Origin of the sequence: Massilia sp. YIM B02763, assembly GCF_030412015.1 — a bacterium.
Lineage (GTDB): Bacteria > Pseudomonadota > Gammaproteobacteria > Burkholderiales > Burkholderiaceae_D > Telluria.
The window spans coordinates 75,189-89,473 of record NZ_JASNRD010000004.1 but is presented as its reverse complement, the minus strand read 5'-3'; the positions used below and the strand labels follow the sequence as shown (position 1 = coordinate 89,473).

Annotated in this window: 15 protein-coding genes; 8 read left to right on the top strand and 7 right to left on the bottom strand. The window is 67.4% G+C overall.

Annotation, left to right across the window (positions count from 1 at the left end; all coding sequences use genetic code 11):
• Positions 1 to 21 precede the first annotated feature (21 nt).
• Entirely contained in the window at positions 22 to 888 is an 867-nt protein-coding gene (locus tag QPK32_RS07970) for a flagellin (RefSeq protein WP_290412260.1), read from the top strand.
• Between the two features lie 83 nt (positions 889 to 971).
• Positions 972 to 1,844, top strand: a complete 873-nt coding sequence (locus QPK32_RS07965) for a hypothetical protein (RefSeq protein ID WP_290412259.1) — start codon at positions 972 to 974, stop codon at positions 1,842 to 1,844.
• 163 nt (positions 1,845 to 2,007) lie between these two features.
• Here the strand turns inward: QPK32_RS07965 and flhA are convergent, their stop codons facing one another.
• The 7 genes from flhA to QPK32_RS07930 are packed head-to-tail and all read right to left on the bottom strand — an operon-like array spanning position 2,008 to position 8,341.
• Complete coding sequence (gene flhA, locus QPK32_RS07960; protein ID WP_290412258.1) at positions 2,008 to 4,101, bottom strand: flagellar biosynthesis protein FlhA; 2,094 nt, start codon at positions 4,099 to 4,101, stop codon at positions 2,008 to 2,010.
• Positions 4,098 to 5,240 (bottom strand): flagellar biosynthesis protein FlhB, encoded by a 1,143-nt coding sequence (locus QPK32_RS07955; RefSeq protein ID WP_290412257.1) that lies wholly within the window; start codon positions 5,238 to 5,240, stop codon positions 4,098 to 4,100. The genes flhA and QPK32_RS07955 overlap by 4 nt, the downstream gene beginning before the upstream one ends.
• Positions 5,233 to 6,012 (bottom strand): flagellar biosynthetic protein FliR, encoded by a 780-nt coding sequence (gene fliR / locus QPK32_RS07950; protein WP_290412256.1) that lies wholly within the window; start codon positions 6,010 to 6,012, stop codon positions 5,233 to 5,235. Before fliR ends, QPK32_RS07955 begins: the two co-directional genes overlap by 8 nt.
• Before the next feature lie 7 nt (positions 6,013 to 6,019).
• Positions 6,020 to 6,289: a flagellar biosynthesis protein FliQ gene (gene fliQ, locus QPK32_RS07945; RefSeq protein WP_290412255.1), complete on the bottom strand. Its 270-nt coding sequence runs from the start codon at positions 6,287 to 6,289 to the stop codon at positions 6,020 to 6,022.
• Between the two features lie 40 nt (positions 6,290 to 6,329).
• Positions 6,330 to 7,118, bottom strand: coding sequence for a flagellar type III secretion system pore protein FliP (gene fliP, locus QPK32_RS07940; protein ID WP_290412254.1), 789 nt, complete (start codon positions 7,116 to 7,118; stop codon positions 6,330 to 6,332).
• Positions 7,115 to 7,474 carry a FliM/FliN family flagellar motor switch protein gene (locus tag QPK32_RS07935; RefSeq protein ID WP_290412253.1) on the bottom strand — a complete coding sequence of 120 codons (360 nt, stop codon included), beginning with the start codon at positions 7,472 to 7,474 and terminating at the stop codon, positions 7,115 to 7,117. The genes fliP and QPK32_RS07935 overlap by 4 nt, the downstream gene beginning before the upstream one ends.
• On the bottom strand, positions 7,475 to 8,341 hold the full coding sequence (locus tag QPK32_RS07930; RefSeq protein WP_290412252.1) for a FliM/FliN family flagellar motor C-terminal domain-containing protein: 867 nt from the start codon (positions 8,339 to 8,341) through the stop codon (positions 7,475 to 7,477).
• Between the two features lie 342 nt (positions 8,342 to 8,683).
• Between QPK32_RS07930 and QPK32_RS07925 the strand changes: the two genes are divergently transcribed.
• Genes QPK32_RS07925 through QPK32_RS07900 form a run of 6 tightly spaced genes read left to right on the top strand, consistent with a single transcriptional unit; the run spans position 8,684 to position 14,242 of the window.
• Positions 8,684 to 9,025 (top strand): flagellar hook-basal body complex protein FliE, encoded by a 342-nt coding sequence (locus tag QPK32_RS07925; RefSeq protein ID WP_290412251.1) that lies wholly within the window; start codon positions 8,684 to 8,686, stop codon positions 9,023 to 9,025.
• A 59-nt stretch (positions 9,026 to 9,084) separates the two neighbouring features.
• A complete protein-coding gene (fliF, locus tag QPK32_RS07920) occupies positions 9,085 to 10,752 on the top strand; it encodes a flagellar basal-body MS-ring/collar protein FliF (protein ID WP_290412460.1) in 1,668 nt (555 codons plus the stop codon).
• Positions 10,745 to 11,767, top strand: a complete 1,023-nt coding sequence (locus QPK32_RS07915; RefSeq protein ID WP_290412250.1) for a flagellar motor switch protein FliG — start codon at positions 10,745 to 10,747, stop codon at positions 11,765 to 11,767. Before fliF ends, QPK32_RS07915 begins: the two co-directional genes overlap by 8 nt.
• On the top strand, positions 11,764 to 12,468 hold the full coding sequence (gene fliH, locus QPK32_RS07910; RefSeq protein WP_290412249.1) for a flagellar assembly protein FliH: 705 nt from the start codon (positions 11,764 to 11,766) through the stop codon (positions 12,466 to 12,468). The genes QPK32_RS07915 and fliH overlap by 4 nt, the downstream gene beginning before the upstream one ends.
• Positions 12,465 to 13,781 (top strand): flagellar protein export ATPase FliI, encoded by a 1,317-nt coding sequence (gene fliI / locus QPK32_RS07905; RefSeq protein WP_290412248.1) that lies wholly within the window; start codon positions 12,465 to 12,467, stop codon positions 13,779 to 13,781. Before fliH ends, fliI begins: the two co-directional genes overlap by 4 nt.
• Positions 13,778 to 14,242, top strand: a complete 465-nt coding sequence (locus QPK32_RS07900; protein ID WP_290412247.1) for a flagellar FliJ family protein — start codon at positions 13,778 to 13,780, stop codon at positions 14,240 to 14,242. Before fliI ends, QPK32_RS07900 begins: the two co-directional genes overlap by 4 nt.
• The last annotated feature ends 43 nt before the right edge of the window (positions 14,243 to 14,285 follow it).

Here is a 14,285-nt window from a genome sequence, read left to right as displayed (position 1 = left end):
CTGAATTCAAGGGAGCCAACCATGCTGAGCCTTCACACCAACAACGCTGCACTGTCGGCACAAAACGCCATCACCCGTAACCAGTCGGCCCTGTCGACCTCGCAGACCCGCCTGTCGACCGGCTATCGCATCAACTCGGCAATGGACGACGCTGCCGGCCTGCAGATCGCTTCGCGCCTGAAAGCTCAGAGCTCGGGCATGGCCGTGGCCATGCGCAACACCCAGAACGCCACCGCCATGCTGCAGACCGCCGAAGGCGCACTGGACGAAGTCAGCAACATGCTGATCCGCATGAAGGATCTGGCAACCCAGGCAGCCGACGGTTCGTCGACCGCCCAAGACAAGACCGCCATGCAGGCGGAATACAACGATCTGGGCAAGGAACTGGCCAACGTCCTGAAAAATACTACCTTCGGCGGCAAGACGCTGCTGGTTGGTAACGCTTCGGGTGCAGGCACCCTGATCGCCAATAAGATGACGTTCCAGATCGGCGCTTCGTCGACCGAAACCATGGACGTGGACCTGTCGTCGGCCATGTCGACCGTGCAGACCAATGTATCGAGCGCAGTCAGCACCTACTCCGGTACCGCCGGCACCGAACTGACCGCCGCCGCAGGCACCGCCATCGGCAACCTGACCACCGCGCTGGACTCGGTCAATACCCTGCGTTCGGGTCTGGGCGCTGCGGCCAACCGCCTCGACCACGTGTACAACAACCTGTCGAACATCAGCACCAACACCAAGAACGCGACCGGTCTCCTGATGGACGTCGACTTCGCCAGCGAATCGGCCAACATGACGTCGAACCAGATGCTGCTGCAGGCTGGCACCGCGATGCTGAAGCAGACCAACAGCATGTCCTCGATGGTCATGTCGCTGCTCCAGTAATGGGCCGCTTCGGGCGCTAGCGTCCGGAATGTTTCGAAGGCCAACCGCACGGTTGGCCTTTTTACTTTCAACCTGCCGACATCATGGCCAGTCTCACGATTCCCACCGCCACCTCGACCCTCCCCGCGCCCGCCGTGCCGGTTCCGGCCGTGCCGCCCGTCGGCCCCGTCGCCACCGCTCTGCCCGCCGTGCTGCTGCAGGCGGAGGCCGAGGCGCTGGCGCTGCCGGCCGCCCAGCCTGCGCCGGGCCTGGCGCAGGGCGGCGACGCGGCCCCCGGCCAGGATGGCGCGGCCATGCGACCGGACCAATTGGCCATGTCGCGCCAGCTGGTCTGGCCGACCCAGGATGGCGCCACATTGGCGGCGAACTGGCGCGGCACGGTGCGCAACTACGGCGCCCAGGTCGCGGCGCGCGAACAACAGGCACGCGAGGGCCAGCTGCCCACCGCCTTGCTGCAAAGCGGCCAGGATCCGCGCATGCTGCGCCAGCCGGACGTGCCCGCCACGCCGCTCGACGCCTGGCGCTTCACCGTGCACGCCAACGGCGCGCGCGAGCAGCACCTGCGCGTGCTCGCCGCGGACGACGAAGCGGCGGGCCAGCCGAAGCGGCGCCGGCGCGGCCGCGCCGCCCTGCGCCTGGAACTGGTACTGGACGACGGCACCGTCGTCACCATCCAGGCGTTGCCGGTGGCCGATGGGATCGCGATGGAATTGTACGCATCGGACAAGCGTACCGCGGCGCGCCTGCGCTGGATGCAGCCCCAGCTCGAGGAAGCCGTGCAGCGCGCCGGCCTGCGCGTGCTGGCGTGGACGTTCCGCGATACACTGCCGGACGGGCACGTGCATGCGCGCGTGCCTTCGGCCGAGGCGGCCGATGCCCTTAGCCTGCCAGTGTTTCGCGCGATGGCGGAGCTGGCGCTGCTATTGCCGTCCACGCCATTTCCGCAAGTAGCCTGATCACGCATCGGATGCTCCTCGACGATGCGTGATTGGCCGACCACGGCCGGGACCACAACGCAGACCATCCCGGCTTCGTATCCTTCGTCGACCAAGACGTCGCCTGAAATGTGCACATGGATACGGCCTGTAATGCAGAGGCAACGATTCGTTCTTTCAACGCTCAGCCCACGGTGCCGACGATCGACACTTCGCGGTTCTCGGGAATCTCGTTATACGACAGCACGTGCAGCCCCGGCGCGAACAGGCGCGCATAGCGGGCCAGCAGCGGCCGGATCTGCGGCAGCACCAGCAGCAGCGGCGGCGTGTGCTGCTGCTTCATCTGTTCGCGCGCCACCGGCATGTTCAGCTGCAGCTGCGACAGCAGTTGCGGGTCGATCGGGTAGTTGTCCAGCACGACCTTGCCGCCGCCGTTCTGGCGCGCCTGGTTGAGGGAACCGAGCAGCATGTTTTCCAGCTCGCCGGACAGGTTAAAGGCCGGCATGTCCTTCTTCTTGCCGTACAGGCCGGAGACGATCTGGCGCCGCAGCGCGCAGCGCACCTCGGCCGCCAGCAGGATCGGATCCTTGGTCGTTTCGGCGCTGTCCAGCAGCGTGGTGGCGATGACGACGATGTCCTTGAGCGACACGTTCTCGGCCAGCAGCACGCGGAACACGCGCAGCAGCTGCGTATGCGTGAGGGCCTTGTCGAGCGCCCCGGCGAGCTTGGGCGACAGCGCCGTCAGGCGTTCCATCAGCGCCGGCACGTCCTCGTGGCGGAACAGTTCCGACATGTAGTCGCGCGCCACCTTCGAGGTATGGGTGGCGATGGCGCTGGCCACCTCGACCACCTGGTAGCCCTGTCCCAGCGCGTGCGCCTTCTGGTCCGGCTCGATCCAGGTGACGGCCATGCCGAACGCCGGCTCGATCGCCGGGATGCCGTCCAGCTCCCCGTACACATTGGGCGACGGGATCGCCATCAGCGCATCCGGCTGCACCTCGCCCTCGGCCACGACGGTGCCGTTGATCGCGATCGCGTACTGGTTCGGGCGCAGCGTCAGGTCGTCGCGCACGCCAATGGCGGGCAGCAGGAGGCCCATCTGCTCCGACAGGCTCTGGCGCACGCCCTTGATGCGCTTGACGAGCACCTCGCCCTGGGTTTTGTCGACCAGGTGCACCAGCTTGTAGCCGACGGCCACGGAGATCGGCTGCACCACCGGCAGCTGCTGCCAGTCGAGTTCCGGCGCGCGTTCGTCGCGCAGGGCCGCCTCGATGGCGGCGACATTGGCGTTGTCCGGCGGCGTGACGCGGTTCGACAGGCGCCATGCCACGTAGCCGAGGGCGGCGGCGAACACCATGAAGTAGAACCACGGCATGCCCGGCACCAAAGCCAGGATCACCATCACGCCGGCGGCCGAGTACAGCACGTTCGGCTGGGCCAGCAGCTGGCCGCTCACCTGGTCCTCGAAGTCGCCGGAATCGCTGATGCGGGTGACCAGGATGGCGGCGGCGGCCGACAGCAGCAGCGCCGGGATCTGGGCGACCAGGCCGTCGCCGATGGTCAGCAGCGCGAACTGGCGGAAGGCGTCGCCGAACGACAGGTCGTGCATCAGCGAGCCGATCGCCACGCCGCCGATGATGTTGATGAGCAGGATCAGGATCGAGGCGATGGCGTCGCCGCGCACGAACTTCGAGGCGCCGTCCATGGCGCCGTAGAAGTCCGCCTCGGTGGCCACGTCCTTGCGCCGCTGCTGGGCCTTTTCCTGGTTGATCAGGCCCGCGTTCAGGTCGGCGTCGATCGCCATCTGCTTGCCGGGCAGCGCATCGAGCGTGAAGCGCGCCGAGACCTCTGAGATACGCTCGGCGCCCTTCGTGACGACCACGAAGTTGATGATCATGAGGATCACGAACACCACCAGGCCGACGACGAAATTGCCGCCGATGACGACGTTGCCGAACGATTCGATCACCTGGCCGGCCGCGTGCGTGCCCTCGTGGCCGTGCAGCAGCACCACGCGCGTGGAGGCCACGTTCAGCGCCAGCCGCATCAGCGTCGTGCCCAGGATCACGGTCGGGAACACGGAGAAGTCGAGCGGACGCTTGGCCGACACCGAGACCAGGATCACGATCAGGGCCAGCACGATGTTGAAGGTGAACAGGACGTCCAGCAGCACCGGCGGCAACGGCAGCATGATCATGGCGAGCAGCGCCAGCAGGAACGCCGGGGTGGCGTACTTGTGGCGGCGCAGCTCCGCAATCAGGCTCTGGATCTGGTTCATGTCGGTTTTACCTCGCTCAAATGGGCCGGCACGGCCACTTCATTCGGGAACCGCGGGGGCGCCTGGCGCCGGCCTGCACGGAACGCATTCAATTGCAGCACGTAGTTCAGTACCTGCGATACCGCCTGGTACAGCGCCGCCGGGATCTGCTGCTGGACCTGGCTGGTGTTGTAGATCGCGCGCGCCAGCGGCGGCAGCGATACCGTTTCGATCTTGTGCTTCGCCGCGATCGCCTTGATGTACAGGGCCATCTCGTCGACGCCCTTGGCCACCACGAACGGCGCCTCGGCGCGGTCGGCGTCGTACTTCAGCGCCACCGCGTAGTGCTCGGGGTTGACGATCACCACGTCGGCCGTCGGCACGGTCTTGTTCACGTTGCGCCGCGCCAGCTGCTGCTGCAGCTGGCGGATGCGCGCGCGCACTTCGGGCTTGCCCTCGGTGCTCTTGTATTCTTCCTTCACTTCCTGCTTGCTCATGCGCTGGCCGCGCGCGAACAGGAAGGACTGCAGCGGCACGTCGATGATGGCGAACAGCAGGAACACGGCGACCAGCGCCATCACCCCGTCGAGCATCATCGACGCGCCCTTGACCAGGCCATCCGACAGCGGCATGCGCTGCAGGTCGACCCAGGCCGACAGGCCGGAGCGCATCACGTGCACCAGCACGATCGCCAGCACGGCCGCCTTGGCGACCGAGGTGGCGACGCCGCTCCAGTGCTTGGCCGAGGCCAGCTGGCCCAGGTTGCGCAGCGGGTCGAAGCGGTCCAGCTTCGGCACCAGGTTGTTGGTGGCGAACACGAAGCCGCCCGGCACCACGCTGGCCACCATGATCGCCAGCGGCACGCCCAGCAGGGGCAGCACCATCTTCACCAGCAGCATGGCGGCATCGCCGAACACCACCGACATCGCGTTTTCCATCGACCCGGCCTCGCCCAGCGGCACGTACACGAGCCGGAACAGCGCGCGGAACGACTCCAGGTAGCCGGGCAGGAGCGCCACGAACAGCTTCAGGCTGACCAGGATCCCGACCGCCGTGGCCAGGTCCTTCGAGCGCACCACATGCCCCTCTTCGCGCGCCTTGCGCAGCTTCTGGGGCGAGGCCTTTTCTGTCTTGTCGCCGCCGCTGCCGCCGTCAGCCATGGGAATTCCTCATCTGCTGCTGCAGCATCTCCAGCACCTGGTTGGTCATCTGCACGTAATGTTCGGGGACGAAGCGCACGACCTGCACCAGCATCATCAGGCCGAAGATCGTCACCAGCGAAAAGCCCAGCGAAAACAGATTCAGCGACGGCGCCACGCGGTTCAGGAAGCCGAAGCCGATCTGCACCACCATCGTCGAGAACACGATCGGCAGCGCCAGCAGCACCGCCGCCGAAAACACCCAGCCCACGTTCAGCGCCACCGCCTGCAGCAGCAGCGGATTCCAGCCGCCGCCCACCGGCCAGGCATGGAAGCTCTGGCCGATCACGCCGACCAGCACCAGGTGGCCGTCGACGGCGAAGAATACCAGCATCGCCACCAGGCCGAGCAGGCCCGAGACGACGTCCGATTGCTGGCCGTTGACCGGGTCGTTCATCTGCGCCATCGAGTAGCCGACCTGGCTCGAGGCCAGGAAGCCCAGCATGTTCACCACCGCCATCGTCAGCTGCAGCGCGAAGCCGATCACGCCGCCGATCACGGCCTGCTCGAACATCGCCACCACGCCGGCCAGCGAGAACGGGTCCGGCATCGCGCCGCCCTTCGTGAGCGGCAGCATCATGAACGACAGCGCCATCGCCAGCAGCGCGCGCACCGGGATCGGCACGAGCGCGTCGCCGATCACCGGGGCGGTCGACAGCATCGCCATGATGCGGCAGAACGGCCACCACAGCGCGCCGATCAGCGGCAGCAGCAGGTTGACGACGTCGATCACGCCGGCGCTATCCGACCAGCTGCGCCGCGCGCTGGAACACGGCCACGCAATAGTCCATCAGCTTGACCGCCATCCAGTGGCCGGCCACGATCAAGGCCAGCAGCGTGACCAGCAGGCGCGGCAGGAAGCTCAGGGTCTGCTCGTTGATCTGGGTGGCGGCCTGGAACAGCGCCACGATGACGCCGGCCACGAGGCCGGGCAGCACCAGCACCATCACCAGCAGCATCACCAGCTGCAGGGCTTCGACGACGATGTCGACGGCGATATCGGGAGTCATGCGTTTATATCGTTATGCGGACGAATACACGTTGAAGGCGCTAGACGCCGTGGATGCTGCTGACCAGGGTATTCACGGTCAGGGTCCAGCCGTCGACCAGCACGAACAGCAGCAGCTTGAACGGCAGCGAGATCACCAGCGGCGACAGCATCATCATGCCCATCGCCATCAGCACCGACGACACCACCAGGTCGATGATCAGGAAAGGGATGAACAGCATGCAGCCGATCTGGAAGGCGCTTTTCAACTCCGACAGCACGAAGGCGGCCATCTTGACCGTGAAGCCGCGCTGCATCGGTTCCATGTCGGCCGGCTCGCCGGCCAGGTGCGCGATCTGGGCCAGCGCCGTCTTGCTGGTCTGGGCCAGCATGAAGCGCGACAGCGGGACTTCGGCAGTCTTGAGGGCCTGCTCGAGCGAGATGCGGTCCTTGTCGTAGGGGACGAAGGCCTCGTTCCAGACCTGGGTGCCGACCGGGCGCATCACCAGCAGCGTGAGGATCAGCGCCACGCCCGTGATGATGCGGTTGGGCAGGCCCTGCTGCAGGCCGAGGGCCTGGCGCAGCAGCGACAGCACGATCACGAAGCGCGTGAAGCTGGTCATCATCATGATCATCACGGGCAGCAGCCCGAGGATGGTCATCAGCACCAGGATCTGCGACTTCACCGTCAGGCCGCTCGTCGAACCCGGGATCACGCCCGGCAGCACGTCCGGTCCCTGCGGGGCGGCCGTGGCGCCGGCGGCGGCCAGCAACAAGGGAAGGAATAACGCGGCGCCGGCGAGCGCCGGCATCCAGCGGCGCGTGCGCGCGCCGCTCGTCGAACGCATCATGGCGCGAGCATGTCCAGGTTGAGTCCGTCCAGGTCGATCACTTTCAGGCCGTACTGCTCGCCCGCGACCACCACTTCGGCGCGCCCGATCGGGGCACCGTTGACCTTGATGACGAGCGGCTCGCCGGCCAGCGCGTCGAGCGGAATCACGCTGGCCGGACCGATCGCCATCAGTTCCTGCAGCGAGACGCGGGCCGAGCCCACTTCCAGCGTCAGCGTCACCGGGATGCGGCGCATCATCTGCGGCAGGCGCGGGGCGCGCGGGCTTTCCGCCGGAGCGGCCGCCTCGTCGCCGGCCAGGTCGTCGATGATCAGGTCGCCGCCGGCGGCGAGTTGGTCGTTCAGGTTCATGTCCATTTATTCGGCATCTTCAAAAGAGGTTAAACAGAGCTTGCCCCGGCTCTCGGCGACGGCGGCGGTGAACAGGCGCGCCTCGTCGAGCAGGACATCGGCGCGGCCCACGTTAACGGGGATTACGTCGCCTACTTTAAGGTCGAACAGTGCGCCGAGGGTAATTTCCTTGCTGACCAGGCGGCCATCCAGCTTGACCTGCAGCTTGGCGGCGAGCGGCTCGGAGGGGCCGCGCGCGGCATGCGTGCGGGGTTGTTCGGGGCGCAGGCTGCCCAGGATCGCGGCCATCAATTGCTGGTCCGGCGCGATCCAGAAGCGGCGCGTCTCGTCGTCCGCGTTGCGCACGACCACCTGGACCGCCCAGCCGGTCGCGCCCGGCATCGCCGCGGTGCCCAGGGCATTCGCCGCCACCGGTTGCGGCGCAACGTCCATGGCGGCGCTGGCGGCGACGCGTGCATACAACAAATCGACCATCTGTTGCGTCAACACGACGTTCAAGCGCTCTTCGGTGGCCGTCACGCGCTCGCTGCGGCGCTCTTCCTGGTCGGACCGCGGCGTTGCGGCGACGCGACGCCCGCCGTAGCGCCGCTCCAACAGTGTCAGCAGCAAACAACGCTCGAACGCTACCGAAACGGTGCCCATGGCGCCGGCGACCGCCATCCAGCGCAGTGCGGCATCCTGCGGCACGCGACCGAATTCGGCCTGCTCGAGGCGCCAGCCCGCCCAGTAGCGGCGCGCGCTACCCTGCATTGCAGCATCCAGGTCGTCCTGCAGGCGCGCCGCGAACTGGGGCAGCAGGTGCACCGGACGCCCCAGCAGGCAGGGGTCCAGCACCTGGTGCGGCGTGGTGGTGTCAGTGGTGGCGTTGGGCATATTTGGTTACAAAAATAATAAGCGTTGATGCTATATTTTCATTCCTCTGGGCAACTATTATACCCGGGAAATTGTGTCGCATCTGATGATATTCCTCTTTGATTTACTGATTGCCCTACGGTAAGATGCACTCATCAATGCCCGGAAATCCAAAAAAATCCGTCCAGGGCAATTCAACGACAGCAGCTATTCTCTCTGGTTCCGCGAGAGAAACCAAGCAGCGGCGAGACACTGAAAATTTAACAATTCAAGTAATACAATGAATTGTTCGGCAACTTTTCACTGATACTCGGTGCACATTATTTACCAATCATCAACGCATTCAGCATGGAGTCCAACACGATGGGAACTGAACTTGCCGGTCTGATCCGCGCCGACCTGGCTGCGCTGAACAACGATGCCGCCCGGCTCTCCGTGGCGCCGGCCATGGACGCCGGCCAGCTCATGCAGGGCGCCGACGGCAACGTCTCGTTCACGCAGGCCATGAAGGACGCGGTCGCCAGCGTCGACAACGAACAGCGCGCGGCCGGCGAGAAGATGGCGGCGGTGGACAGCGGCAAGAGCGACGACCTGGTCGGCGCCATGCTGTCCTCGCAGCAGGCCAGCCTGTCGTTCTCGATGCTGATGCAGGTTCGTAACAAGGTCATGGGCGCCGTGGACGAGCTGCTCAAACTGCCCGTCTGACAGGAAACAGCGACGTGATTGCCGCCCTCAAAACCGCCCTCGCGGGCAAGCGCCTGGCCATGCCGCCGGCGCTGTCGAAGAACCTGACCCCGATGCTGGTGCTCGCCATCGGCATCACCGCCGCGCTCATGCTCTACATGTGGAACGACCAGGCAGGCTACAAGCCGGTGTTCGGCGCGCGCGAGAAGGTCGCCGCCAGCGACATGATGAGCGTGCTCGAAGCGGAGCACATCCCCTACCGCGTGCACCCCGAGTCGGGCCAGGTGATGGTTCCGTCGGGCCAGCTGGGCAAGGTGCGCATGCTGCTGGCCGCCAAGGGCGTGACCGCGCAGCTGCCGGCCGGCCTGGAACTGATGGACAAGAACGACCCGCTGGGCGTGTCGCAGTTCGTGCAGGACGTGCGCTTCCGGCGCGGCCTGGAAGGCGAACTGGCGCAGTCGATCCTGACGATCGACGCCATCGCCTCGGCGCGAGTTCACCTGGCGATCGCCAAGTCGACATCCTTCGTCGCCAGCGACGGCGACAAGTCGTCCGCCTCGGTCGTCGTCTCGCTCAAGCCGGGCAAGACCCTGTCGAACGAGCAGATCGCCGCCGTCGTCAACCTGGTCTCGGGCAGCGTGGCCAGCCTGGCCCCGAACCGCGTGTCGCTGGTCGACCAGAACGGCAACTACCTGTCCTCGCGCGTCGACCTGGCCGACGGCTTCGACGGCGCCGCCCAGGGCGACGCCGCCGCCAAGCGCTTCCAGGACGAGACCCGCGCCAACGTCAACGAACTGCTGGGCCCCATCCTGGGCGCCAACAACTACAAGGTCAGCGTGACGGCCGACGTCGACAACGACAAGGTCGAGGAAACCCAGGAAACCTACGGCGCCGCGCCGAAGGTCACGAGCGAGGCGATGCGCGAGGAGATGGAGAAGAACCGCATGCCGATGGGCGTGCCGGGCACCCTGTCGAACCGCCCGCCGGTGCCGCAGAACCCGGTCGCCACGGACGGCGCCGCCGCCACCGACGCCAAGGCCGACGACGGCAGCGCGCGCAAGAACGCCACCACCCGCCAGTACGCCTACGACCGCGCGATCACCCAGATCAAGCGCTCGCGCGGCCGCCTGAAGAAGCTGTCGGTGGCGGTGGTGCTGAACAATGCCACGGCGACGACGCCGAAGACGGGATGGACGGCGGCCGAAATCGCCAACATCGACAAGATCCTGCGCGGCGGCCTGGGCATCGACGCCAAGCGCGGCGACGTGCTGGCCGTGTCCTCGCTGACCTTCCCGGCACCGGTGGCGCCCGAGCCCTGGTGGCAGGAACGCGACAACGTGGCCGACATGACCGGCTGGGCGATGTGGGCGGTCGGCGCCATCCTGGGCTGGTTCCTGGTCCTGCGCCCGCTGATGCGCATCGCGACCCAGCGCCTGGCCCCGGCCGCGCCGCTGGCGACGATTCCCGCCGGCGCCGCGCCGGCCCTGGCGGGCGCCGCGCCGGCAGGCGGTGCCGCCGCCCTGGGCGCGCCGGAAGGCGCGGCAGGTGCAGCGCTCGCGGCATTGCCGGGCACGGCGCCGGCGCTGGCCGGCGCGCTGCCGGTCCAGCCGCTGCTGGAAAACTACGACTTGCCGCCGGCCGGTTCGGCCGTGGACGTGCTGGTCGATCACCTGAAGGTCCTGGCCGGCAAGGAGCCGGAACGGGTGGCGGAAGTCGTGAAACAATGGGTGCAGAAGAAAAATGGCTGATTTCGACAATAACGACGAGCAGGAAGTGGCACTGAGCCCGGTCGAACAGGCCGCCATCGTGCTGCTGTCCATCGGCGAGGAACCGGCTGCGGCCGTGCTGCGCTGCCTCGAGCGCGAAGAACTGATCGAGCTGACCCAGGTGATGAGCCGGATGAGCGGCATCAAGGTCGACGCCGTCAAGTCCTCGATCCAGAAGTTCTTCGACGATTACCGCCAGCAGAGCGGCCTGCACGGCGCCTCGCGCACCTACCTGAAGCGCTCGCTCGACCTGGCGCTGGGCAGCGACATCGCCAACAGCGTGCTGAACACGATCTACGGCGACGCGATCCGCCCGATGATGGCGCGCCTGCAGTACGCCTCGCCGAAGTGGCTGGCCGAATACATCGCCGCCGAGCACGTGCAGATGCAGGCCGTGTTCCTGGCCTTCCTGCCGCCCGCGCTGGCCGGCCAGATCATCGACGCGCTGCCGGAAGAAGGCCGCGAGCTGGTGCTGCTGAACCTGGCGCGCCTGGAAGAGATCGACCGCGACCTGCTGCGCGAGCTGGAAGACCTGGTGACGCGCTGCCTGGCCGCCCTCGACACCCAGAGCACCACGGTGGAAGGCGTGCGCCAGGCCGCCGAGATCCTGAATCGCCTGCCGAACAACCGCGCCGGCATGGTGGAGCTGCTGCGCGCCCACGACCCGGACGTCGTGTCGCAGATCGAGATGTCGATGTACGACTTCTTCATCCTGTCGCGCCAGACCGAACAGACCATCACGCGCCTGCTCGACGAGATCCCGCTGGAGCAGTGGGCGATCGCCCTCAAGGGCGCCGAGCCGGCCCTGCGCGATGCCCTGCTGGGCGCCATGCCCAAGCGCCAGGCGCAAAGCTTCGAGGACCTGATGCGCCGCTCCGGCCCCGTGCCGATGTCGCGCATCGAGCAGACCCGCCGCGAGATCATGGCGCAGGTGAAGGAACTGGTCGACAACGGTGAGATCGAAGTGCAGCTGTTTGCCGAGGCGACCGCCGAATGAAGCAGTTCCGGCCTTTCCACTTCCCGCCGCTGGCCCAGCTCGCACCCAAGAAGCACGGTGCGGACGGCGACGCGCCCTCCCCGTCCTCGGAAGCGGACTGGCAGGGCGCGGTCGCGGACGGCTATGCCCAGGGCCAGCAGGACGGCTACGACGCCGGCCATGCGCGCGGCCTCGAGCAGGGCCAGGCCGAAGGCTACGCGGCCGGCCATGCCGAAGGCGCGGCGCGCGGCCACGAAGAAGGCATGCAACGCGCGCTGGCGCACCTGGAGTCGCTGGCCCAGCCGGTCGACGCCATGCTGGAGAGCCTGAAGACGCTGGCCACCGAATACCGCAACGCCCAGCGCAAGGAAGTCGTGGACCTGGTCGGCAAGATCGCGCGCCAGGTGATCCGCGCCGAACTCGCGCTGCAGCCGGTACAGATGCTGAACCTGGTCGACGAGGCGCTGGCCGCGATGCCGCCGTCGCGCGACGAGGTCGAGGTGCTGCTCAATCCGGAAGAGCTCAAGCGCATCCAGGAACTGGATCCGAAGCGCGCCAAGAAATGGAACCTGCTGCCCGACCCGAGCCTCGAGCCGGGCGAATGCCGCGTCAAGTCGGGCGACCATGAAGTCGACGCCGGTTGCCAGGGCCGCCTGGCCGCGTGCATGGAGCAGGTCCACGACGCGCTGCTCGCCGCCGACGACGAGAAGGAGGCCGCGTGAGCGCCCTCGCCGATACCCTGCGCTCGCTCGAGATCGGCGCGGTGCCGGTGGCCACGCCCACCGGGCGCCTGGTCGCGGTCCAGGGCCTGCTGCTCGAGAGCGTCGGCTGCAAGCTGCACACGGGCCAGCGCTGCCGCATCGAGACCGTCGACGGCGACTGGCTCGACGCCCAGGTGGTCGGCTTCCGCGACAAGGTCACCTACCTGATGCCGTTCAAGAAGGCCGACGGCCTGGCCACCGGCGCCCGCGTGGTGCCGGCCGCCGGCCCGTCCAGCATCTCGATCGGCCCGTCCTGGATGGGACGCATGGTGAACGGGCTGGGCGAACCGATCGACGGGCTGGGACGCCTGGGCGGCGACCAGGTGCTGTCGACGACGCCGCCGCGCGTCAATCCGCTGAAGAAGGCGCCGGTCGAGGAACCGCTGGACGTGGGGGTGCGCGCGATCAATGCCATGCTGACGCTCGGCAAGGGCCAGCGCGTAGGCCTGATGGCCGGTTCCGGCGTCGGCAAGTCGGTGCTGCTCGGCCTGATCACGCGCCAGACCGTGGCCGACGTGATCGTGGTCGGCCTGATCGGCGAGCGCAACCGCGAGGTGCGCGAGTTCGTCGAGCGCTCGCTCGGCCCCGATGGCTTGAAACGCGCCGTGCTGGTGGTGGCGCCGGCCGACGAAAGTCCGCTGATGCGGGTGATGGCGACGGAGCTGTGCCATTCGATCGCCGCGCACTTCCGCGACCGCGGCCAGAACGTGCTGCTGCTGTGCGATTCGCTGACCCGCTACGCGATGGCGCTGCGCGAAGTGGCGCTGTCGCTGGGCGAACCGCCGGCCACGCGCGGCTATCCGCCGTCGGTGTTCTCGCACATGCCGCAGCTGGTCGAATCGGCCGGCAACGGCGAAGGCGCGAGCGGCAGCATGAGCGCCATCTATACGGTGCTGGCCGAAGGCGACGACCAGCAGGATCCGGTGGTGGACAGCGCGCGCGCGATCCTCGACGGCCACATCGTGCTGTCGCGCGAACTGGCCGAGCGCGGCCACTACCCCGCCATCGACGTGGCCCAGTCGATCAGCCGCTGCATGGCGCAGGTGGTCGCGCCGGAACATGCGCAGGCAGCGCGCAAGCTCAAGGCGACGATGGCCAGGCACGCGCGCGTGCGCGACCTGATCCCGCTGGGTGCCTACCAGCCCGGCGCCGATCCGGAGACCGACCGCGCCGTGAAGCTGCATCCGCACATCGAGGCATTCCTGTGCCAGGGCACGCGCGAAGACACGCCGTTCGCCCCGGCGATCGAACAACTGAAGGCGTTGATGGCATGACGAAGAAGAACACGAGCACGAACACGATACGGAGTCTGGACACCCTGGTGCGCCTGCGCAGCACGGAAGTCGAGCGCCTGCAGGCCGAGATGGCGAAGCAGGAAGCGGTGCGGGCGCGCTACCAGTCCAGCGTCGACAAGCTGACCGCGCTGGCCGAGGGCAGCGGCGCATCTGCCACCGCTGGGAGCCGTCCGCTGTCGCCGCTGCTGGCGATGAACTGCGGCGACTACAAGCAGGCCGTGTTCGCGCTGGCCGACGTGCACCGCACCGACCTGCACCTGCACGAGGCGAACATGGCGGTCTCGCAGCGCAACCTGGCCCAGGCCTGGACCCGCCGCGAACTGCTCGGCAAGGTACTCGAGAAACACGAGACGGCGTTCGCGCACGCGCAGGAGCGCGGCCAGCGCAAGCGTGAAGACGATGTCGCGACCCAGTCGTGGCTGGCCGGCCGCGCCGGCTGATCGACACGCAAGCAACGCAACGACAACGACAAGGACAAGGAGC

What these genes read in the sequence shown, in the direction of transcription:
- QPK32_RS07970 (WP_290412260.1), top strand. Translation starts at nt 22, where the DNA reads ATGCTGAGCCTTCACACCAACAACGCTGCACTGTCGGCACAAAACGCC.
- QPK32_RS07965 (WP_290412259.1), top strand. Translation starts at nt 972, where the DNA reads ATGGCCAGTCTCACGATTCCCACCGCCACCTCGACCCTCCCCGCGCCC.
- flhA (WP_290412258.1), bottom strand. Translation starts at nt 4,101, where the DNA reads ATGAACCAGATCCAGAGCCTGATTGCGGAGCTGCGCCGCCACAAGTAC.
- QPK32_RS07955 (WP_290412257.1), bottom strand. Translation starts at nt 5,240, where the DNA reads ATGGCTGACGGCGGCAGCGGCGGCGACAAGACAGAAAAGGCCTCGCCC.
- fliQ (WP_290412255.1), bottom strand. Translation starts at nt 6,289, where the DNA reads ATGACTCCCGATATCGCCGTCGACATCGTCGTCGAAGCCCTGCAGCTG.
- fliP (WP_290412254.1), bottom strand. Translation starts at nt 7,118, where the DNA reads ATGATGCGTTCGACGAGCGGCGCGCGCACGCGCCGCTGGATGCCGGCG.
- QPK32_RS07935 (WP_290412253.1), bottom strand. Translation starts at nt 7,474, where the DNA reads ATGGACATGAACCTGAACGACCAACTCGCCGCCGGCGGCGACCTGATC.
- QPK32_RS07930 (WP_290412252.1), bottom strand. Translation starts at nt 8,341, where the DNA reads ATGCCCAACGCCACCACTGACACCACCACGCCGCACCAGGTGCTGGAC.
- QPK32_RS07925 (WP_290412251.1), top strand. Translation starts at nt 8,684, where the DNA reads ATGGGAACTGAACTTGCCGGTCTGATCCGCGCCGACCTGGCTGCGCTG.
- fliF (WP_290412460.1), top strand. Translation starts at nt 9,085, where the DNA reads ATGCCGCCGGCGCTGTCGAAGAACCTGACCCCGATGCTGGTGCTCGCC.
- QPK32_RS07915 (WP_290412250.1), top strand. Translation starts at nt 10,745, where the DNA reads ATGGCTGATTTCGACAATAACGACGAGCAGGAAGTGGCACTGAGCCCG.
- fliH (WP_290412249.1), top strand. Translation starts at nt 11,764, where the DNA reads ATGAAGCAGTTCCGGCCTTTCCACTTCCCGCCGCTGGCCCAGCTCGCA.
- QPK32_RS07900 (WP_290412247.1), top strand. Translation starts at nt 13,778, where the DNA reads ATGACGAAGAAGAACACGAGCACGAACACGATACGGAGTCTGGACACC.